The organism is Streptomyces sp. CA-250714, from assembly GCF_050936705.1.
In the GTDB taxonomy this organism is placed as follows: Bacteria; Actinomycetota; Actinomycetes; order Streptomycetales; family Streptomycetaceae; genus Streptomyces.
In genome coordinates this window covers 1,229,068-1,250,169 of the sequence record NZ_JBNJMI010000002.1, presented here as the reverse complement: position 1 = coordinate 1,250,169, position 21,102 = coordinate 1,229,068, and the positions used below count along the sequence as shown (strand labels likewise).

Sequence of the window (21,102 nt, the reverse complement as noted above, 5' to 3'; positions counted from 1 at the left end):
CCGGTGAATAGCGGGGGGTTCCGCGCTGCGTCGGCGGCACCGGGGGCACATGCTCGTGCATGGCAGCGAAGAATTTCCTCCTCCCCACGCGCAAGGCACAGGTGCCCGCCCTCGCGCTGCTGTTGCTGCTCGGACTCGCCGAAGCCGTCCCCTCCCAGGCGCTCACCCCGCAGCCGGCGGGGGAGGGCTCGGCCCAGGTGGAAGCGAGGTGCTCCACCAGGGCCGGCCCGCAGCAGCGGGAGGTCGAGAGATATCTCGGGCTCCCGGTGGACGGCAAGCAGTCGCCGCGGGACTGCGCGGCGATCCGGCAGTTCCAGGAGCAGGAGGGCGTGCTGCCGGCGGACGGCTACGCGTCCCCCGCCACCTATCGGGCGCTGTACGCGCGCTGGGCGGCGGGGCACCCCGAGAAGCTGCTGGCCGACAGGCACTGTCCGCCGGCCCGCGGCAGGGTGGCCTGTCTCGACCTGACCCACCAGGTGATGTGGCTGCTCAAGGGGCGCAAGGTCGTCCTCCGCGCGATGCCCGCCCGCAGCGGCGCCCGGGGGTACGAGACCCGCACCGGACGGTTCCGCATCCTGCGCCGGGTGCGGCACGACTACTCGGCCGAGTACCGCCAGCAGATGCCGTTCAGCCAGTACTTCAGCCGCGGCCAGGCCTTTCACGGTACGCAGAAGAACATCTACAGCCCGCCGGGCTCCCACGGCTGCGTCAACCTCCGCTACGACGACGCGGAGAACCTGTGGAGGTGGATGCGGATCGGCGACACGGTCCGTATCTGGGGCCGCAAACCGGCGGTGTGAGGGCGGGGCCGGGAAGTGTGCCGTCCCGCCACTTGACAGTGAGCGACTCAACTTTTATGCAAGAAGAAGGGGCAGCCGACTGTCCGGGTAGCCGCTTCGTGCTCGGCGGCAACGGCGGCAACGGTGGGAACGCAGGAGAGGAGAGTTGAGGTGGCACGCGCAGTCGGTATCGATCTCGGTACGACCAACTCGGTGGTCTCCGTCCTGGAGGGTGGCGAGCCCACCGTCGTCACGAACGCGGAGGGTGCCAGGACGACGCCGTCGGTGGTCGCGTTCGCCAAGGGCGGCGAGGTGCTGGTGGGGGAGGTCGCCAAGCGGCAGGCCGTGACCAATGTGGAGCGCACGGCACGCTCGGTGAAGCGGCACGTGGGGGAGTCGGACTGGCGGTTCCCGGCGTCCGGCAGCGTGGACGGCAAGCAGTACACCGCGCAGGAGATCTCGGCGCGGGTGCTGCAGAAGCTCAAGCGGGACGCGGAAGCGTTCCTCGGGGACGAGGTGACGGACGCCGTCATCACCGTGCCCGCCTACTTCAACGACTCCCAGCGCACCGCCACCAAGGAGGCGGGCGAGATCGCCGGGCTGAACGTCCTGCGGATCATCAACGAGCCGACCTCCGCCGCGCTGGCCTACGGGCTGGACAAGGAGAACGACCAGACGGTCCTCGTCTTCGACCTGGGCGGTGGAACCTTCGACGTCTCGCTGCTGGAGATCGGCGAGGGCGTCGTCGAGGTGAAGTCCACCTCCGGCGACACCCACCTGGGCGGCGACGACTGGGACCAGCGGATCGTCGATCACCTGGCGAAGCAGTTCAAGAACAACTACGGCGTCGATCTGTCCCAGGACAAGATGGCGGTGCAGCGGCTGCGTGAGGCGGCCGAGAAGGCCAAGATCGAACTGTCCGCCACGACCGAGACGACGATCAACCTGCCGTACATCACCGCGTCCGCCGAGGGTCCGCTGCATCTCGACGAGAAGCTCACCCGGGCCCAGTTCGAACAGCTGACCGCGGATCTGCTGGAACGGTGCGAAGGCCCGTTCCACAGCGCGGTACGGGACGCGGGGATCGACATCTCCGACGTCGATCACGTGATCCTGGTCGGCGGCTCGACCCGGATGCCCGCGGTGACGGACCTGGTGAAGAAGCTCACCGGCAAGGAACCGCACAAGGGCGTCAACCCGGACGAGGTCGTCGCGATCGGTGCCGGCCTGCAGGCCGGTGTGCTCAAGGGCGAGGTCAAGGACGTCCTGCTGCTGGACGTCACCCCGCTGTCCCTCGGCATCGAGACCAAGGGCGGCGTGATGACCAAGCTGATCGAGCGGAACACCACCATCCCCACCCGGCGCTCGGAGATCTTCACCACCGCCGAGGACAACCAGCCCTCGGTGAATGTGCAGGTCTTCCAGGGCGAGCGGGAGATCGCGGCGTACAACAAGAAGCTCGGCATGTTCGAGCTCACCGGGCTCCCGCCGGCCCCGCGCGGAGTGCCGCAGATCGAGGTCACCTTCGACATCGACGCCAACGGCATCATGCACGTCTCCGCCAAGGACCAGGGCACGGGCAGGGAACAGAAGATGCAGGTCACCGGCGGCTCCAGCCTGCCGAAGGACGAGATCGACCGGATGATGCGGGAGGCCGAGCAGCACGCCGACGAGGACCGCCGGCGGCGCGAGGCGGCCGAGACCCGCAACCAGGCCGAGGCCCTCGTCCACCAGACCGAGAGGTTCCTCGCCGAGAACGAGGACAAGGTCCCCGCGGACACCAGGTCCGAGGTCGAAGCAGCGGTCGGGGACCTCAAGGAGAAGCTGAAGGCGGAGTCCGCCGGCGGCGCCGACGGCGACAACACCGCGGCGATCCGTGCCGCCGCGGAGCGCGTCAGCGCGGTCAGCCAGAAGCTGGGCCAGGCGATGTACGCGGGCGCGGGCGCCCAGCCTGGCGCCGCCCCGGGCCCGGACGGTGCGGGTCCCGCCGGTGCGGGCACCGGCGGGGAGGAGGATGTCGTCGATGCGGAGATCGTCGACGACGAGAAGCGCGGTTCGGACTGATGCGCCGGTGAGGGGGTGCCCCTGCCCGTTGTTTGCGGGGTGCGGGCGGGTTGTGGTTGCTCGCGCAGTTCCCCGCGCCCCTTCGGGGCGCGTCCCCCTTCCCCTGCGCTGCGCTTGGGAGGTCTGCGCCCTGGGGGTACCTCCCGGACGGAGTCTGGGGGAGCAGGGTGGGCAAGCGCAGCCTCCCATGCCGGATTTGCGTATGCTGCCGGTCACAGCGGTTCCCCGGCACTTGCCCTGCCGGGGAACCGCTGCTGTGCGGGGCCGAACCGCCGCTGTGTCAGGCCTAGTCCACCGCGACGAAGCCGAAGGGCCTGTCGCCCGGGCTGCCGTAGTAGTCACCGGTGACGATGATCGCCTGCTCGGTCGTCACCTCGGCGACATGGGTGTTGTCGACGTAGTTCCAGTCGCCGCCCAGAATCGTGACGGTCACGGTGGGGGGCTCGATGAAATCGCCGTTGAACAGAATGGCGTACTTCCCGGTCCCCATCTTCAGGACCTTGAAATCCCGCCCGGCGGTGCGGTGCCCGTCGGCGCTGACGTTGCCGCGGATGAGCCGCTGAATCACGACGTTCTCCTTTCCACACGGAAATGTAGAGGTCAGTCCGTCGTGTACATGCCCGTCAGGCGCCCGCTGGATCATGCCGGAACGAGCGACCACCCGCGCGAGTGACACATTCGCACTGGGCGAGCGTGTGCAGGCCGGCCTCCGGCTCGGTCGGCCGTCGGCGAACTGCCGACGGCCGACCGAGCCGCCGTCAGGCCGCTCTGGGCACCGCACGCATCGGCAGCCGGTCGGGGTGGGCCACCGCCGAGGCCACCTCCCGTACGGAGTGGCCCGGGAGCGGCTCCAGTCGCCAGCGGGCCAGGACGGTGGCCAGCGTGATGACGATCTCCGTCCAGGCGAAACCGTCCCCGATGCACTTCCGGTTGCCCGCACCGAACGGGATATAGCCCTCCCGCGGCCGGTCCCGGCTGCGGTCCGGGAGCCAGCGGTCCGGATCGAACCGCTCCGGGTCCTCGTACAGCCGGGGGTCGCGGTGCAGCGCGTAGAGGCTGAACGCGATCTCCGTGCCGACCGGTAGCTCGGCGCCGCCGAGTTCGATCGGGGTGGCGACGCGGCGCATCAGCAGCGGGACGGAGTGCATCCGGGAGACCTCGCGCAGCACGCGGTCGGTGTACTCCAGCTTGGGGAGGTCCTCGAAGGTGACGGGCCGGTCCCCGACGACGGAGCTGAGCTCGGCGAGGAGGCGCTCCTCGACCTCGGGGTGGGCGGCCAGCTCGTGGAAGGTCCAGGAGAGGGTCGAGGCGGTGGTCTCCGTGCCGGCGAACATGATGGCGACCAGTTCGTCGCGCACCTCGCGGTCGCTGAGCGCTTCTCCCGTGTCGCTGTCGCGCGCAGCGAGCAGGGTGGACAGCAGGTCGTTGACCTCGGGGTCGCCGTGCTCGCGGGAGGCGGCGACGACCTCGTCGATGACCTTGCGCAGCCGGAAGGCCGCCTTGTCGAACTGCCGGTTGGCCGGGATCGGCAGCCGGTCCAGGAGTCTCGGTGTCACGGCGCGCAGCAGTGCCGTCTTCAGCAGGATCGGCACGTCCCTGCGGACGGCCACGGAGGCGGGGCGGCTGATGTCGGTGGAGAACATGGTCTCGGCGAGCGTCCCGACCGAGAACTCCGCCAACTCCTCGTCCACGGCGATGGTCCCGTACGGGATCCAGGCGTCGGCCATGGCCCGGGCCCGGTCGGCCATCACTCGCGCGTACTCGGCGATCCGTTCCCGGTGGAAGGCCGGCTGCATCAGCCGGCGGTGCGGCCGGTGGATGTGCGAGGGAGCGGTCGGCAACGAGTCCCCGACCAGGACGCGTGCCCGGACGAAGAACCTGCCCTTCTCCACATGGCGTGCCTTGGTGACGAGAAGTTCGTGGATGAGGTCGGCGCTGGTGACGAAGTAGACGGGGAGGGTGCCCACGTCGACCCGGACCAGGTCACCGGCCGATCGGAGGGACTGCATGAAGTCCAGCGGGCGGCGCAGGAGGGGGACGACATGGCCGATCAGGGGCACCCGTCCGGGGGCCCGGGGTATCGCACGCAACGCGGTGCTGCTCACTGAATGCTCCTCTTGACGGCCCTCATGACTGCTGTTGTCAGGCGTAGGAGCGGTGCGGGTGTGCGCTCGCCGCCACGCGGTCGGTGAGGGGGAGATGCGGCACCCCGACCGCCGCGCCACCGTCCAGGGGCCGGCCGGGTTGCGGGGCGACCGGCGCCGGTCCCTCCGGTACGACGTCCCACCACCAGGAGACGGCGGGGATGTCGAGCGGTTCGGTGCTGTCGTCGGTGGGGGTGTCCCGGAACGTTGTGGGCAGCTCGGCGGGGTCGTCCGGGGTGGTGTACCGGCGCGAGGAGATGCCCCAGTCCTGCGCGGCCCGGATGAAGGAGGTGAGGCTGTCCAGGTACTGCCGCAGCTGCGGGCTGGCGGAGGCGGCCAGATGGGCACGCAGCCGGAGGAACAGGCACATGACACGGTCGCGTTGGGCGACGGCGGCCTCCAGGGCCTGCGCCGGGCTCAGCCCGTGGTGGTGCTCCAGGACGCGCAGGACGTTGAGGTAGTACCGCTGCCCGCGGGACTCCTTGTGGTGGGAGAACAGGTCGTTGTCCCAGGTGATGATGAAGTAGGCCATCTCCGCGGCAGCCCGTACGGAGGTGCTGTCCCTCTCGTGCGGCTGGAGTTCATAGCCGTGGCCCATCTCCAGCAGCGGCATCACGACGGACGTGGCGCCGTCGTACAGCCGCATCAGGGTGTAGTCGTTGAGGTCGGGGATGGTGCCCTTGCTGCGGTGCGACGCCTCCCACACCACCGACAGGAAGTACTCCCGCAACGCGTCCACCCAACGGGCCAGTTGCGCGGGGGTCGCGTGCCGGTGCATACGGTGACGCAGATCGCGCAGCCCGGCGGCCAGGGGGTCGTCGGTGAGCATGGCCGCTTCCGGGTTCTGGGCTATGCGCAGCAGCCGGGAGAGCTCCGGGACCAGTTCCTTGGGGTCGGTGCCGAGTTCGCCCTCCTCGCAGTGGCCGTCGTCCACACCGAAGAGCCACAGGATGAAGTCGGCGAGGAGCGAGATGACCTCCTCGTCGCCCTCCGGGAGGATACGGGCGGCGAAGGTGCCGATGTCGTGGCCGATCAGTTTCTCGCGGAGTTCCCGCGAGCCGATGTCGAAGGTCCGGGCCCACTCGGCGGTCTGTTGGTCGATCAGCTCGTGCCGGGGGTGTATCGCGGGGGGAATCGGAGAATAGACGGGCGGGACCAAGATCCCGTGCTCCACTGTCGATCACCTCAGTCGTCCTGCGGCCACGCCGCTTTCGTGCCCGAACACTCGAGAAGGCCCGGCGGTGTCGCGCCCGGTGGCCCGGTCGCGGCATCGCGCGTACGACAAGCGCTCATGCCACGGCCCGCCCCGGAGGAGCGGATCGTCAAGCGGCAGGTAGTGGTTGACGCGGTGTGACCCTCTACGGCTCATATGTATCCATCACCACAAGAGCCTATTCGCGCCCCGGGGGCCCGGCGCTGCCCAGTTGGCACATTCCTCACGAAAACCAGCTCGTTCCCGTACGAGACGGAGTGAATTCCCCATGGCGGAAATCGAGTGCGGAAACTGGAAAATCGCCGGGAATCCAGAAAGGCCACAACCCGCCCTACAGGCGGCTCCGCAACCGCCGCTTCACGGCCGCCCACCTGGACCTGGAAGCCGGCTCCGGCGGGGGGACAGGCCGTGGAACCGCCCCCGTATCCACCGGCGGTACGCGCGGCTGCACCGGGGGCAGGGCCTCTCGGTACGGCTCGGCCACTGGCGGCGGCAGCGGCTGACTGGCAGCGGTACTCACCTCGCCCCCGCTCTGCCTGCGGACCCGGCGAGGCGGGGTGAACGACGCGGGCAGCGCCACCAGCCGACGGGACATCAGGGCCGTGTCCCACCGCAACTCCTCCTCCGGGACAGCGAGCCGGAGGTCGGGCAGCCGGGAGAGCAGTGTGTCGAGCCCGGTGTCCGCGATGGCCCGGCCCAGGTCCCGGCCGGGGCACTCGTGGGGGCCGGCGCTGAAGGCCAGATGGGAGCGGTTGCCGTGCAACGGGACCGACAGATCGGGCCGGACGGCCGGATCGACGTTCCCCGCCGCGAGCCCGAGCACCAGCAAGTCGCCGGCCTTGATCCGCCGGCCGGCGAGTTGAGTGTCACCCGTGGCCCAGCGGCCGATGTTCGTCGTCATCGGCGGCTCGTCCCACAGCACCTGTTCCAGCGCGTCGGGCAGGGTCGTGTGCCCGCCGGCCAGGGTCGCCCGGAACCGGTGGTCGGTGAGCAGCATCCGCAGCGTGTTGGCGATCAGATTCACCGTCGGCTCGTTGGCCGAGACCAGCGTCACCCGCAGATGTTCCCGCACCTCGTCGTCGGTCAGCCGGGCCGGATGCTCGATCAGTTTGGAGGCCACGTCGTGCGCCGGGGACGTCCGCTTGCGCTCCACCAGCCGCTGGAGGGTCTCGGTGATGAAGTTGTTGCTCTGCACGGCGGTCTCGGTGCCCTGGATCATGTCCTTGGCGGCCTCGACCAGCTTCGGCCCGTACTCCTCCTCCATACCGAAGAGCTGCGTGATGACGCGCAGCGGAAGCTGGTCGGCGAACTGGCGGACCAGGTCGGCCTGTCCGGCGCCCTCGAAGCTGTCGATGAGCTGGTGCGTGAAACGTATGACGTAGCGGCGGATACCGCGCGACTCGAAGCGCGACAGGCTGTCGGTGAGCGCCTGGCGCAGCCGCCGGTGCTCCATGCCGTCGGCGAACACACACAGCGGCTGCCAGGCGGTCAGCGGCGCCAGCGGGTGATCGGGGCCGATCCGGCCCTCCTGCATGGCGTGCCAGTGGCGGGAGTCGCGGGAGAACAGGGAGGGCGTGCGCGCCACCTCCAGGTTCTCCCGGTGGCCGAGCACCAGCCAGGCGTGCACATCACCCGGCAGCAGCACCGGCGCCACCGGGCCGTGCTCGGCGCGCAGCTTCTCGTACAGCGCCATGGGATCCGCGTCGGCCTCAGGACCGAAGAGAGGACGCAGCCCGCCGGGGACGCCCGCGCCGCCCGCGTGCGCGGGGCAGCCGGGCGGCGGCGTGGCGGACGCGGCGCCGCCCGGCGCCGGATGCGGGGACGGGGCGTGCGGTTTCGGTGGCTGGTACGGGGGAGGGGCAGGTTGCTCGGTCACGTCGCCTCCGAAGTCATGGCGAGGGAATACAGGTACCGCATCAGCGCCAGCAGGACGTCCTTGCTGGACTCCCGGCTCCGGGCGTCGCACACCAGGAGCGGTACGTCGTCGGGCAGGTCCAGCGCCTCGCGCAGCTCCTCGTCCGAGTAGGACGGCGCCTCGTCGAACGCGTTGACGGCCACCACGAACGGCGTCTGCGACTCCTCCAGCCGCCCGAGGACGTCGAAGCTCGCCTCCAGCCGCCGGGTGTCGACCAGCACCACCGCGCCCAACGCGCCGTCGAACAGGCCGTTCCACAGGAACCAGAAGCGCTGCTGCCCGGGGGTGCCGAAGACATACAGGACCAGCTCGTCGTTCAGGCTGATGCGGCCGAAGTCCATGGCGACGGTCGTCATCGTCTTGCGCTCGACGCCCTCGATGTCGTCGACGCTGACGCTGGCCTGCGTCATCGTCTCCTCGGTCGTCAGCGGCCGGATCTCGCTCACCGAGCGGACCAGGGTCGTCTTGCCGACGCCGAATCCGCCCACGATGACGATCTTTACCGCGGAGTTGGCCGATGACGGCAGCGCGTCCTCGCTCCGAGGTCCGGCCGCCGTCTCAGAGATTCTGGAGCCCATGGATCACCGCCTTGATGAGGTCGATATCTGGAAGCGACGGCGTGGGTGTCCTGGCTTCCACACGGTCTTCGGCCAAAAGGTCCGCGAGCAGCACCGTGACGATGCTCACCGGGAGATTCAGATGCGCCGAGATCTCCACAACGGACAGCGGGGACTGGCACACGCGCAGAATGGACTCGTGCTCGGGCTGCATACCGATCTGCGGCGCGGTACGGGCCACGATCAGCGTCACCAGATCTAAACCGGCTTCCTCCGAGCCGCTGCGCCCGCCTGTAAGGACGTACAGCCGTTCCGGGCTGCCTTCGTCCCACTCGTCATCAGCCGTCATCACGCCGACCGGTCGCCACGCGGCGGGCTCGTGAGGTGGGCGCCGATACGGGTGACGAGGTCCCGCATGTGCTGCCCCACAAGGCCCATGTCGACCCCTTCGTCGACCAGCACGACGAGATGCGCCCCCTCTCCGGCCGCCATCAGATGAAGAAAACCGCCGTCCACTTCGATGACGACCATCCGCATACGGCCGTTGCTGTGCGGGAATTCCTCGGCAGCCGCTCGGGCCAGGCTCTGGAGCCCTGCTCCGATCGCTGACAACCGGTCGGACGTGTCCTTTTCCGGTGGGCACTGCGCCATGCACAGCCCGTCCGACGACAGAAGGACGACATGGCGGGTCTGCGGGATGCTCTCCGCCAAATCCTTGAGCATCCAGTCCATGTCGGGCTGCCGAACCATCGCTTACTCACCTTCATTCGACGAATTGTCGCTGTTTCCCCGGGCGGCAGCCGTTTCCGATCGCTTGCCGGACAGACCTTCCTGGAAGGCACCCATCCATATCCCGGGTGCGGGCTTCTCCGTCGCCGCCTTGTTCTCCTCGGCGTTCTCCCCGGCCTCTTCGGACGCGGGAGCGGTGCTCGCCGGGCGGGTACCGGACCGGCCGCGGCGGCTGCGCCGTTGCGGCAGCCCGCTGGCCGTGCGCTGGACGACCTCCGGTGTCTCCTCGTCCATCCGCTCCTGCTCCCCGGGGCCGGCGGCCGACGGCGTGCGATCCGTGGCCGACGACGCGGACGGGACGGACCGGCGCGTGGGGCGCTGCCCGGAGGCGGCACCGATGCCGTGGGCGCGCCCGCTCGCGGGCGCTGTGCTGATGAGTTCGTGGGGTACGACGAGAACCGCGCGCACGCCGCCGTACGCGGACGGCGCCAGCGACACCTGGAAGTCGTACTCCTGCGCCAGACGCCCCACCACGGTCAGGCCGAGGCGCGGCGCTTCACCGAGGTCGTTCAGGTCGATGCCCTCACGGGCGGTCCTGAGCATCTGCTCGGCTCGCGCCCGCGCCTCCTCGCTCAGCCCGAAGCCGCCGTCCTCGATCTCGATGGCGATGCCCGCGTGCACCTCACTCGCCGTCAGGTGAACCCGCGTGCTCGGCGGCGAGTAGGACGTGGCGTTGTCCAGCAGCTCGGCCAGCGCGTGGATCAGCGGCTCCACGGCGCGGCCCGCGACGGCCACCTCCGCCACCGAGTGCAGCGAGACCCGCTGGTAGTCGGCGATCCGTGACATGGCGCCGCGGAGCACGCTGTAGATCGGGACCGCCTGGCTCCACTGCCGGCCCGGCCGGGCCCCGCCGAGCACCGCGATGGTGTCGGCGAGTCTGCTGATCAGGGCGTTGCTGTGGTCCAGGCGCAGCAGATCCGCGAAGAACTCCCCGCTCTTGCCGTGCCGCTCCTCCATCTCCCGCAGGTCGGTGGCCTGCCGGTGCACGACGGCCTGGACGCGGCGGGCGATGTTGACGACGCCGCGCTGAGCGGAGTCGCGGAGGGACTCCTCGGCCCGTACCGCCTCGACCACGGAGCGCAGCAACTCGTGGTGAGCTGCCTGGAACTCGGCCCCGAGCCCCGCCTCCGGGCCCGCGGTCGCCAGGGAACGTACGACGTTCTCGGCGAACTCGCCCCGGCGCAGCCGCTCCACCGCCTCTGGCAGTCGCTCCTTGGCCAACTGCACGGTCGCCGCCTCCTGCTGGCGCAGGTGGTGCTGGAGTATCTGCTGGTGCTCCGCGTACTGGGCCTGTAGCGTCGCCATCGCCCGGCTTCTCCGGGACAGTTCACCTGCGGTGAGGGCCACGGCGAGGGTGCCGACGATGCCGCACGCGATGACCGCCCCCCGTGCGCTCCCGGGGACCTGGACGGCCGCGGCGATCGTGGCGGCGGCCATGGCGAGCGTGGGCAGCCACCACAACCACTGGGGTGCGGACCGTTGACCTCCGGGCGACGATCCCGTGCGCATCATCAGCGTCCTCAAATCGATCGACAGACTGAGCAAAGAGGCGATGGGGGAGCAACGAGTCCATCCTTGGCCCTCCGTACGGGCTCACCCCGACCTCCGGGGCCCGTGGCAGGTCAAGACGTGGGGCTGGAGAACTCGGTGAGGCTCCGTCATGCCGAGGCTGACGCAGCATAACCAAAAACGATCAACGGCGGACAATGGGAGCCTCGTTCAGCCCCGACCCGGTCCCACCCGAAGGACGCCGCCCACCGGCGGTTCCCGCTGCGCGCAGCGCGGACGGAGATCGGTGAGTGTGACAAGCGTCTCCCTCGCTGCCGCGAGGCGCCGAGTACGGGCGTTGCCGCAACAGCTCCGACAGCCCGGCGCGGACTGCGAACCGCCCGTCAGCCCACATCGACCACCTCCGCTCGGCGGAGCACACCCGGAAACGCGCTTCCGTCTCGTCTACCGGCGGCACCTGAACGCCGCCCGGCGACATTGCGAAGCCGCCGCAACCACCGGAACAACACACGGGCACAGGAGCGCTCCTTCGCGCCCAGCAGAGCGCGGCGGCGAGGGTGCTGATCGGCAACGGCCGGATCACCCGGATCTACAGCACCGGAAAACCCCCGTTCCCGGCCCACGAGAAAGCGCGGGCCGGGAACGGCGGTGAGGAATGGGGGGTCACCGCGAAGTGATGGCGATGCCTTCCGGCTCGGGCCCGGTGGGCAGGGTCTTCCGGAGCCGGGGAACGGCTGGTTCGACGACCGAGACCGTGCTGGAGCCCTCGTTGGTGACCCAGACCCGGCGCCCGTCCGGGGTCACCGCGACGCCCTGCGGGGTGACGCCCACGTGCACCCGGTCGGTGACGCGTCCCGCCGGAATATCGATGATCAGGAGCGAGTCCCCTGCCGAGTCGGCGACGTACAGATGGGAGGCGTCCGGGCTCGGTGCGTTGCCGAGCGGGGCCTCACCAGCCCGGATGGTGCTGACGACCCGGTTGCTGTCGGTGTCGATGACGGAGATGGTGCCCGATCCGGTGTTCGAGACGTAGACGTAGTCGCCGTCCGCCGAGGCGCTGATTCCGCTGGGGAAGTCACCAACGGGGATGGTGGTGATCGGCCGGCCGTTCGCGTTGAGGACGGTGACCGTGTTGGCGCCGTTGTTCGTCACGTACGCCAGGCCGCCGGGGATGGTGGCGATGCTGTGCGGCAGCCTCGCGACGGGCGTGGTGGCGACGACCGTTTTGCTGTCGGTGTCGATGACCGAGACGGTGTCGGAGCCGAAGTTGGCGACCAGGACGCGCTCTCCGTCCCGGGTGGGAACGGCCGCGAAGGGGCGCTTCTGGACGGGTACGGTCGCGATGACGGAGCGGCCGTCGGTGGCGAGGAAGGTGACGTTGTCCGACCGGCCGTTCGCCACGTAGACCGTCGATCCGTCCGGGGCGGCGCTCACCCCCGTGGGCCCCGTGCCGACCTGGGCGGTGCCGGCCGGGCGTTCGAGTCGGGTGTCGAACAGGGACACCGTACGGGACCCGCTGTTGGCCACGTACGCGGTGACCCGCATGGGATACGCCGATGCCGGCGAGCCCCCGACGGTGCTCTGCGCCGCCGGTACCGCCGTGGCGAGCAGACAGACCAGCAGCGCGCCGACCGCCAGGCGGAACCGCCGGCGACGCCGGGTTCCGGTGGGCGACGCGGCTGCGCCCGTCGGTCGGGGGAGAGGGCCGGCGTGATGGGACGAGGACGCTGAGGGGAGACGCATGACGGGGCAGTCCTTCACCTAGGCCGATGATCGGAAAAATGCCGGTACAGTCCCATCTCTGGCCGAGCGATCAATCATCGAATAGTTGTCCGCTCAGAGATCACACCTATGGGCAGCCCGCTACGCCATCCGTCCGCACGGCGGTTGCGTCAGAACCCCGGCCATGTCCCTCGCCGCGCACCGGTCGATATCTGTCGGGGAGCGGCGACGGCGCAGAGGTATACCGCCCGGTGTGTTGACTTCGTGGGAGAGGGTTGTTCTCCTGGAGGTAGACAGATCGGTCTACCGAAGGGGATGACCATGAAGGCTGTACTGCTGACGCGCTACGGCGGACCGGAGGCGCTGGAGTTCCGGACGGACGTCCCGGATCCGGTCCCGGGTCCTGGTGAGGTGCGGGTACGCGTACGGGCGGCGTCGCTGAACAACACCGACATCTGGACCCGCGAGGGCGCCTATGGCTCGTCGGACGACCCGGACGCGCAGACCGGGTGGCGCCGGTCGTCGTTCGCTTTCCCGCGCATTCAGGGCGCCGATGTGGCCGGGGAGATCGACCAGGTGGGCGCCGGGGTGTCGGAGGCACGGGTGGGCGAGCGGGTGCTGGTCGACCCGATGATCTACGACGGTGACGAGCGCGCGTTGGTCACCACCGACTATCTCGGCAGCGAGCGCGACGGCGGATTCGCCGAGCTGGTGGCCGTGCCGGAGCAGAACGTCCACGCGGTCGGCGGTTCGCTGTCGTTCGCGGAGCTGGCGACGCTGCCGACCGCGGCTACGACGGCCATGCGCATGCTCGGGCGCGCAGGACTGCGGACGGGCGAGACGGTGCTGGTGACCGGTGCCTCCGGCGGGGTCGGGTCGTCGCTCGTGCAGATGCCAAGGCCCGCGGAGCCCGGGTGGTGGCGGTCGTCGGCGCCGCGAAGCACGCGGCGGTCCGGGCGATCGGCGCGGACGAGGTCGTCGCCAGGGACGCCGAACTCCCCGCGGCGCTGGCCGCGGTCGGGATCGAGGAGGTCGACGTCGTCGCCGATGTCGTGGCGGGCCCGTCCTACGGTGACCTGCTGCAGGTCCTCGCTCCCTTGGGCCGTTACGTCGTCGCGGGTGCCATCGCCGGACCGATGGTCGAGACCGACCTGCGGACGATCTACCTGCGTCAGCTCACCCTGTTCGGATCGTCGTTCGGCACACACGAGGATTTCGCCGCGGTCGTCGACCTGGTCGATCGTGGTGCGTTCCGGCCGTTGGTGGCCGCTCGGTACCCGTTGGCGGAACTCGCGGCCGCGCAGCAGCACTTCGAGTCCAAGGACTTCGTCGGCAAACTGGTGGTGGAGCCGTGAGCCCGCGCGAAACCGGGAGGAGAACTCTGCGCGGATTCCGGGTGCTGACCTTCGACGTCGTCGGGACGTTGATCGACTTCGAGGCCGGCATCGTGGAATGCGTACGCCGGGTGGCAGGGCCGGCTGGCTCGGCGTTGAGCGGCGAGGAGATTCTCGCAGCATTCGGCGTCGCGGAGGACGAGCAGCAACAGCGCACACCGGGGCTGCCGTTCACGCAAATGCTGGACCCGATCTCGACGCGGCTGGCGGAGCGCCTCGAATTGCCGGCTCTGGACGGCCGCGGAAGCCCGAGCCCTCTGCGGCTGTCCATCTCGGGATGGCCCGCCTTCCCCGACGCCCCGGAGGCGTTGGCCGCGCTGCATCGCCAATTCCGGCTGGTCGCATTGACCAATGCGGACAATGCCGCGACGCGGGCGATGAGCCGCACGCTCGGGGATCCATTTGACGATTCGGTCACCGCGGAGGATGTCGGAGTGAACAAGCCCGATCCGCAGGTGTTCGCCTACTGCCTGGGCCGGCAGAGCGTGCTGGGGATCGGCCGGTCCGATGTGCTGCATGTGGCGCAGAGCCAGTACCACGACATCGGAGTGGCGCGCCGGCTCGGCTATACGACGTGCTGGATCGAGCGGCGTCAGGGCCGTGCCGGTTCCGGTGCCACACCCGCCCCACGCTCGGTTGCCGTACCCGATTACCACTTCAGCACGCTGGCCGAACTCAGCGCCGCCGTGGAAGAGGCCCCGATTGCGAACGAGATCGGCCACTGACACCCGTGTCACGGCGGTAGGAGTCGGCGTACGAGGGATCAGTCGGCAGCTGCCCACGGCGGGTCGGTGGGGCGTGCCTTGGGGATCGGGCTGTCCTTGAACCACGGTGTCCCGCACAGGCGCCTGCGGACGATGGGCAGCAGGTAGCGCTGGGGCAGATGCGCGGCGGTGCCCGTCAGGCGATCGTCAGCTGCGACAGCCCGCAGCGGTGCGGGCAGTAGGTCGAAGACAGCGCCGAAGCGCAGCAGGGTGGCGGTGTCGGCGCTCCGCAGATCTGTCAGCAGGTCGCGGAGGATGCGTCCGCGGACGCAGCGCAGCCGGTCAGCGGCTTGTTCGGTTCCGTACATCCATACCAGGCTCTGGTAGGTGTTGAAGGCACCCTCGCGTACGTCTTTGTCGTAGGAGCGCAGGTCGTCCAGGATTTCGGCGTTGGCGAAGACGTGCCGCAGCAGCCGCGCCAGTGGAGTGCCCAGCGTCAGGCCGGCCAGTTGGTGGGCAACGGCCAGCAGCAGGGTGATGTCCGAGCAGCGTTCGTAGCATGAGGCGCGGACGGCGTCGGTGGTGGGGAGCACCGTGCCGGTCATGAGGGAGATTTCGAGGTCGGCCCATGCCGCCATGCGGTTGAGTTCATCCATGGCGGGGGAATCGCGCAGCCCGTAGTGGCTGAGAATGTCCTCGATACCGGCTCGCCACCCGGTCGGTGTGGTGTTTTCCGGGCCGTCATGCTGTGCGGCTTCCGTTTCGGCGTCGGCGATCCGGACCATGGTCTCGACGTACTGGATGACCGGGCGGTAGAGCTCCATTTCGGCTTTCGGGGTGCCGAGTCTTTTCATGATGTCCACGACGGCTGTGACCACGAACGAGGCTCTCACCTGTTCCGGGAAAGGCACACCTCTTTGATGGGCTCCTTGCCGGGGAAAGTGCTCCAGCCTTTCGACGACCCGCGCCCGTGCCTTGTCCCGCACCTGTGCTGCGGTTCCACCGCTGCCCGCCATCTCCAGCAAACTCCTGTCCGTCAAGCGCGCCCACAGCGCGAACTATGCGGCGCCGCCCGGCTGTTCGGCCGCATCACTATGCCGCGATGTGCACGGAAGCGGACCCCGTTGGGCCCCGACGCCACACTCCAGGGGGCACTTGTCCACACTCAAGGGTGGTTCCCGGTTTCTTCCAAAAGGTCGCGGATAGTTCTCCGTTCGGAATCGGCCGAGAGGCGGCCGGTCGTAAAAAAGGAGCTTTCCAATGGTTCTCCTTCCCAACCCCACTGACCCCCGGATGGGCGCCAGCGAGGATGCGCCGACCCCCCAGTGGATCGCCGACGTATATGAGGGCGACGAGAACTGACGAGGAGTCGTCGCGTCGACGGTGGGCCCGGCGCACAGTGCCGGGCCCACCCGTTCCCGTTTCAGCCCGGGAGGCTCCGCCCCCCGGGCTCACTCCTTTTCAACAGGCAGCAGAGACAGCACAGACAGCCGAGGTCGCCATCCGATGACTGCCACCCGCATCCAGTCCCAGGGCGGTGCGCTCCCCACCGGCAATCCCCCCGCACCCCGTGATGTGTGCGTCGACGAGATCCATGGCCACCGCGTAGCCGATCCGTACCGGTGGCTGGAGGACGCGGACAGCGCACGTACTCGTGCATGGGCTGGCGCCCAGGACGCATATTTCGCCGTGCACCGGGCCGGGTGGCAGGGGAGGGCGGCATGGCATGGACTGTTGCAAGCGGCGGGACGCTTCCACCGGTCGTCGGCGCCGCTCTTGCGTGCCGGGCGGTACTTCGTGGAACGGCGCTCGCCACAGGCGGAACAGGCCCGTCTCCACGCACTGGATGCCGACGGCAGCGACCAGGTCGTTGTCGACCCGGCAGCGGAGTTGGGTGTCCGGACCCGGCTGGCGCTGTGGCGGCCGTCCTGGGAAGGGGAGCGCGTCGCCTGCCAGTTCGCAGCCGACGGAGGCGACACCACGGCGCTGCGGGTGTACGCGGCTGACGGCAGCGGCCCGGTCGGTGAGCCGGTTACGGGTCTCAAGCACTCGCCTGTCGCGTGGCTGCCCGGTGGTGAGGCGTTCTACTACGTGGGCCCGACCTCCACCCCGGAGCCGGAGGGCGCGCCTCCTGCGGGGCTGCGGGTCAAGTTGCACCGCGTCGGCCGCCCGAGCGCCGAGGACGACGAGGTTTTCGGCGCCGAGGTGGCCCAACCGGCCTATTTCGGGCTGACGAGCGACCCGGGCGGCATCCGGCTGGTGGTCTCCGTCGTCGAAGGCGTCGCGGGGCGCAACGACCTGTGGCTCGCGCCCGAACCGGCCGCACACCCCGACACCCCGCGCTGGCACCGCATCCTGGACGGATCCGGCACCGGCGCCCTGGCCTCCGTACGGCTGAACCCGGACGGCACAGCACGGCTGCACACCAATCACGCCGCCCCACGCGGGCGGATCCTGGTCACCCGGACCCCGCTCGGACCCGGCCACCGCCTGGCGGACTGGGAGGAGTTGGTCGCGGAACAGCCGCAGCAGGTGCTGGAGGACAGTGTGCTGCTGGAAGGGCCCGGCCTGGCCGAGCCGGTGCTGCTGGTGCTGCATACCGGGCAGTCGGTCGGTCGCCTCACCGTGCACCGGGCCTCGCACGGCGACCAGATCGGTGCGGTGCCGCTGCCGGGCGCCGGTACGGTCAGCGCGCTGCGGGCCGACCCGGCGGGCGGACCATGCGCGTGGTTCACCTATACCGATCCCGGCGCCCCACCACGGGTGTACTGCTACGACGCCCGCACCGGCCGCACGACTTCCTGGGACGGGCCGGGGCGGAACCGCCACCGTGACGTGCCCATGGCCGGACCGGACTCAGGGCTCGGGCCGGCTCACGTCAGGGCGGGTGCGGGGGAGACTCACGTCAGCGAAGGTGCGGGGGAGAAGGGCATCACCTGTCGCATGGTCACCATCCGGGTCGGCGACGGCGCCCAGGTCACTCTCTTCATGCTGGCCAGGGGTGGTGTGGAGAGCGGACCACGTCCCGCGCTGGTGACCGGCTACGGCGGTTTCGGCGCCCCCATGCGCCCCGCCTACCAGCCGCTCGCGCACGCCTGGGCGGCGGCAGGCGGCATCCACGTCACTGTCGGCGTACGTGGCGGAGGCGAAGGCGGCACAGCCTGGCACGCGGCCGGGCGCGGCCCGCGCGGCAGGATGCGCGCCGCCGACGACCTCAACGATGCCGCGGCCTGGCTGGTGCGCGAGGGCTGGACCACACCGGAAAAGTTGGCAGCGTTCGGCACCTCCAACGGCGGCCTGCTGGTCGCCGCCGCACTCACCCGCCAACCGGAGTCGTACGCGGCAGCTGTGGTGCGGGCCGGGTTGTGCGACATGGTGCGCTACGAACACTTCGGCCTCGGCCATACCTGGACACATGAGTACGGTTCCGCCGCGGACCCGGAGCAGTTGCCCGGCCTGCTGGAGCTGTCGCCCTACCACCAAGTCCGCGCCGGCGTCCGGTACCCGGCAGTGCTGCTGTGCGGGGCCCGGACCGACGAGCGCACCGGCGCCGAACACCTGCGCAAAATGTGCGCCGCCCTCCAGCACGCCGCAGCCGGTCGGCCGGATCCGGCCGCGCCCGTTCTCCTGCGCCGCCAACTGCGCGGCGGACACGCAGCGGCCTCCCTCAGCAGCGCCCACGAGGAAGAGACCGACATCCTCACCTTCCTGGCCGCACACACCGGACTGGCCATCCCCGAGCCATCGCCGACGCCCTCATCCGCTACTGCCGCTGCACCAACTGAGCCCACCACTTGATGGCTTGCCGCCCGTCGGACAGGCACGTCCCGTTCTCCGCCATCGCCTCGTGCCCGAGCCCGGGCTCGTCGTTCATGCCGTACGCGCCGATCGGCTGCGCTGCGCCTGGCCGACCGTCAGGAGTAGTCGGCGGCATCGCCGTCCGGGGCCAGGCGCATCCAGGTCTGGAGGTACTCGCGGCCCGTCCTGCCGTGGAGCAGCGCGGGCGCGAGGGCGCGCAGGACGCGGGCCGGGGCGTCACCGGCGTACTGCTCCAACCTGGGCGTCGCCCTGAGCAGCAGACGGCCGCCGGGGAGTTCGGTCACCTCGTGAAAGGCGCCCGACGAGCGCAGCGCCTGCGGTCCGCCGACCCGGGCCGCCACCTCCGGCGAGCACACGGTGCCCCACGAATAACCGCGCAGCGTCCGGTCGCTGTCCGGCACCGTGTCCTCGGGAAAGATATTCAGCATGCGCTCAAGGGCCGTACCGAACGTCGGGTCCGCGTCGTCGGTGAGATGCCCGTATACGGCGTCCAGCCGGACCGCCCAGGCGGCGAGGAAATCCAGCCACCGTTGCTGGACTTCCTCGGATTCCCGCCAGCGCACCAGCGCGGCAGGGGCAGAGGCGGCGAAGCGGGTCCATTCGGGGTGGTCGGGCAGACGCTCGAACTCCACGGACACCGCGTGCTCGAAGTCCTCCGGGTGTCCACGTGCGTCCAGTAGGTGCATGAGGAGCACGCAGGCGTACGGCGGAGAGGACCCGAGAGCGGACAGGAGCCGCTGCCAGGTCCGCCGCGAGTACCGCGACTGCCTCAAGTTCGGTCCACGTGCACCGCGTTGCACCAGCAGTTGCGCGCACACCCCGTGCGGCTGGCCCCAGGGCGCGTTCGGGTTCTCCTCGTCCGGGCCCCGGGCGGCGGGCTCGGCGGCCAGGCCCGCCTCGTACTCGGGGAAGAACTCGGCCCTGGCCTCGGTCAGCCAGGCACGGGCCAACCGGGCGAAGTCCTCCGCCCTGCCGGTCCGGCAGTTCAACTCCAGCGACAGCTCACCCGTCATGCGCCCATTGCACACCCGTCCCGACGGATCAGGGGAGTGCGGGCCAACCAAACAGGCCGGCCTCAAACCGGCGGCAGGGCCACCATGGCGGGCGTCGCCCTATCCGATGAGGGCATTTCTGGCTACGGGGACTTGAGTGAGCTCCGTGCTGTGCGCGGGGATCTCGTACGTCGTGGCGTCGGTGAACGTGGCGTTGGCGACCCTGGCGGTCCGGGACTTGAACTGGCTGTCCTGGTCGTGCGCTCGGTTGGGCCGGCGCGTCAGCGCAGGCCCGGATGGGGCAGGTGGAGGGAGAAGCGCTGAAGGGGACGGGACGAGGGCTCAGGCGTCCGGTGCGGGTGCGCTGTCGCGGATGACGAGGGTCGGCTCCAGCAGGACCCGCTCGGGCGGTGCCGCCGGGTCGGACATCCGCGCCAGCAGCAGCCGGACGCACTCCCGGCCGACCGCCTCCAGCGGCTGGGCGAGCGTGGTCAGGCCGGGAGAGAGGACGGCGGCCATTGGCGAGTCGTCGAAGCCGGTCACGGCGACGTCCCGGCCCGGAGTGGCCCCGCGCTCGCGAAGGGCGTGGAAGCAGCCCAGCGCCAGCGTGTCGCTCGCCGCCACCACGGCGGTGGCGCCCGCGTCCAGTAGCGGTTCGACGGCGGCGCGCGCCGCGTCGACGTCGTCGAGGCTCTGCGCCCGTCGGCCACGCGTCGGCAGCCCGTGCCGCCGCATGGCCCGCTGCCAGCCGTCGGCGCGGTCGTCGCCGAGGCCGGAGCCGCGCTGCCAGCCGAGGAAGGCAATCTTGCGGTGTCCGAGCGCGATCAGGTGCTCCACGGCCGCATCCGTGCCGCATGCGCCGTCCACGTCGACCCAGTCGCCGATCTGCCGCTTCGACCACATCCGGCCGAAGGCCACGAACGGCACGCCTCGCTCGGCCAGCCAGGCTTGGCGGGGGTCGTTGCGCTCGTCGGTGTCACTGAGCAGGAAACCGTCGACACGGTGCTGGTCGAGCAGTTCCTCGTAGCCTTTCAGGCTCGCCCTGCCAGGAGGTGAAGCGAACAGCAGGATGCGGAATCCGGCCTCGTCCGCGGCCTCGGACAGGGCGTGCAGGAAGCGGTCCAGGACCGGGGCCGTGGTGCCGGGCGGGGAGGGCCGGACACCGTAACCGATGAGCTTGCTGGAACGGGTGCGCAGCATCTGGGCGGCGCGGCTCGGGCGGTAGCCCATCTCGTCGATCGCACGGCGGACGCGCTCCAGAGTCTCCGGGCGCAGCAGGTCCGGCGAGTTGAGCGCGTTGGACACGGTCTGCGGGGAGACTCCGGCCCGAGCGGCGACCATGGACAGGGTCACCGGGCCGCCCTTGGCCGATGAATTCCTGGTGGAGCGGGGCATCGCGGTCTCCGGCATCGATCAGACCAAAACGTGGAAGCTGCTTCTATTTGATCGATCCAAAGGGGATTGTCAGCGCTGTGGACTCGCCATTAGTGTCCTTGGATCG

Annotated in this window: 17 protein-coding genes and 1 pseudogene; 6 read left to right on the top strand and 12 right to left on the bottom strand. The window is 70.1% G+C overall.

Annotated features, from left to right (window positions below):
* Positions 1-59 precede the first annotated feature (59 nt).
* Together ACQEU8_RS24510 and dnaK are read left to right on the top strand one after the other, a co-directional pair.
* The gene (locus tag ACQEU8_RS24510; RefSeq protein ID WP_433104593.1) at positions 60-800 is read left to right on the top strand and encodes a L,D-transpeptidase family protein; all 741 of its coding nucleotides are present in this window, start codon (positions 60-62) and stop codon (positions 798-800) included.
* 150 nt (positions 801-950) lie between these two features.
* Positions 951-2,843 carry a molecular chaperone DnaK gene (dnaK, locus tag ACQEU8_RS24505; RefSeq protein ID WP_433104591.1) on the top strand — a complete coding sequence of 631 codons (1,893 nt, stop codon included), beginning with the start codon at positions 951-953 and terminating at the stop codon, positions 2,841-2,843.
* Positions 2,844-3,129: 286 nt separating this feature from the next.
* Here the strand turns inward: dnaK and ACQEU8_RS24500 are convergent, their stop codons facing one another.
* The 9 genes from ACQEU8_RS24500 to ACQEU8_RS24460 form a co-directional block, all read right to left on the bottom strand.
* The gene (locus ACQEU8_RS24500; RefSeq protein WP_433104589.1) at positions 3,130-3,411 is read right to left on the bottom strand and encodes a hypothetical protein; all 282 of its coding nucleotides are present in this window, start codon (positions 3,409-3,411) and stop codon (positions 3,130-3,132) included.
* Between the two features lie 190 nt (positions 3,412-3,601).
* Positions 3,602-4,948, bottom strand: coding sequence for a cytochrome P450 (locus ACQEU8_RS24495; protein WP_433104587.1), 1,347 nt, complete (start codon positions 4,946-4,948; stop codon positions 3,602-3,604).
* Positions 4,949-4,985: 37 nt separating this feature from the next.
* Positions 4,986-6,161 (bottom strand): selina-4(15),7(11)-diene synthase, encoded by a 1,176-nt coding sequence (locus ACQEU8_RS24490; RefSeq protein WP_433104585.1) that lies wholly within the window; start codon positions 6,159-6,161, stop codon positions 4,986-4,988.
* Between the two features lie 370 nt (positions 6,162-6,531).
* Positions 6,532-8,076 carry a cytochrome P450 gene (locus ACQEU8_RS24485; RefSeq protein ID WP_433104583.1) on the bottom strand — a complete coding sequence of 515 codons (1,545 nt, stop codon included), beginning with the start codon at positions 8,074-8,076 and terminating at the stop codon, positions 6,532-6,534.
* Entirely contained in the window at positions 8,073-8,693 is a 621-nt protein-coding gene (locus ACQEU8_RS24480) for a GTP-binding protein (RefSeq protein ID WP_433104581.1), read from the bottom strand. Before ACQEU8_RS24480 ends, ACQEU8_RS24485 begins: the two co-directional genes overlap by 4 nt.
* The gene (locus ACQEU8_RS24475) at positions 8,674-9,021 is read right to left on the bottom strand and encodes a DUF742 domain-containing protein (protein WP_433104579.1); all 348 of its coding nucleotides are present in this window, start codon (positions 9,019-9,021) and stop codon (positions 8,674-8,676) included. Before ACQEU8_RS24475 ends, ACQEU8_RS24480 begins: the two co-directional genes overlap by 20 nt.
* Positions 9,021-9,422: a roadblock/LC7 domain-containing protein gene (locus tag ACQEU8_RS24470; RefSeq protein ID WP_433104577.1), complete on the bottom strand. Its 402-nt coding sequence runs from the start codon at positions 9,420-9,422 to the stop codon at positions 9,021-9,023. The genes ACQEU8_RS24475 and ACQEU8_RS24470 overlap by 1 nt, the downstream gene beginning before the upstream one ends.
* 3 nt (positions 9,423-9,425) lie before the next feature.
* Positions 9,426-10,973: a sensor histidine kinase gene (locus tag ACQEU8_RS24465; protein ID WP_433104575.1), complete on the bottom strand. Its 1,548-nt coding sequence runs from the start codon at positions 10,971-10,973 to the stop codon at positions 9,426-9,428.
* 660 nt (positions 10,974-11,633) lie between these two features.
* Positions 11,634-12,713 carry a YncE family protein gene (locus ACQEU8_RS24460; RefSeq protein WP_433104573.1) on the bottom strand — a complete coding sequence of 360 codons (1,080 nt, stop codon included), beginning with the start codon at positions 12,711-12,713 and terminating at the stop codon, positions 11,634-11,636.
* Between the two features lie 108 nt (positions 12,714-12,821).
* Here ACQEU8_RS24460 and ACQEU8_RS24455 point away from each other — a divergent pair.
* The 3 genes and pseudogenes from ACQEU8_RS24455 to ACQEU8_RS24445 form a co-directional block, all read left to right on the top strand.
* Positions 12,822-13,376: pseudogene (locus ACQEU8_RS24455) on the top strand (alcohol dehydrogenase catalytic domain-containing protein); the annotation flags it as partial.
* Between the two features lie 230 nt (positions 13,377-13,606).
* A complete protein-coding gene (locus ACQEU8_RS24450) occupies positions 13,607-14,047 on the top strand; it encodes a zinc-binding dehydrogenase (protein ID WP_433104570.1) in 441 nt (146 codons plus the stop codon).
* Positions 14,048-14,088: 41 nt separating this feature from the next.
* A complete protein-coding gene (locus tag ACQEU8_RS24445; RefSeq protein WP_433104568.1) occupies positions 14,089-14,811 on the top strand; it encodes an HAD-IA family hydrolase in 723 nt (240 codons plus the stop codon).
* Between the two features lie 38 nt (positions 14,812-14,849).
* Here the strand turns inward: ACQEU8_RS24445 and ACQEU8_RS24440 are convergent, their stop codons facing one another.
* The gene (locus ACQEU8_RS24440) at positions 14,850-15,701 is read right to left on the bottom strand and encodes a hypothetical protein (protein ID WP_433104566.1); all 852 of its coding nucleotides are present in this window, start codon (positions 15,699-15,701) and stop codon (positions 14,850-14,852) included.
* 595 nt (positions 15,702-16,296) lie between these two features.
* Between ACQEU8_RS24440 and ACQEU8_RS24435 the strand changes: the two genes are divergently transcribed.
* On the top strand, positions 16,297-18,588 hold the full coding sequence (locus tag ACQEU8_RS24435; protein ID WP_433104564.1) for a prolyl oligopeptidase family serine peptidase: 2,292 nt from the start codon (positions 16,297-16,299) through the stop codon (positions 18,586-18,588).
* Between the two features lie 116 nt (positions 18,589-18,704).
* Here ACQEU8_RS24435 and ACQEU8_RS24430 read toward each other — a convergent pair whose 3' ends face one another.
* Positions 18,705-19,622, bottom strand: coding sequence for a hypothetical protein (locus tag ACQEU8_RS24430; RefSeq protein ID WP_433104562.1), 918 nt, complete (start codon positions 19,620-19,622; stop codon positions 18,705-18,707).
* 321 nt (positions 19,623-19,943) lie between these two features.
* Positions 19,944-20,996, bottom strand: a complete 1,053-nt coding sequence (locus tag ACQEU8_RS24425; protein WP_433108683.1) for a LacI family DNA-binding transcriptional regulator — start codon at positions 20,994-20,996, stop codon at positions 19,944-19,946.
* Positions 20,997-21,102: the final 106 nt, after the last annotated feature.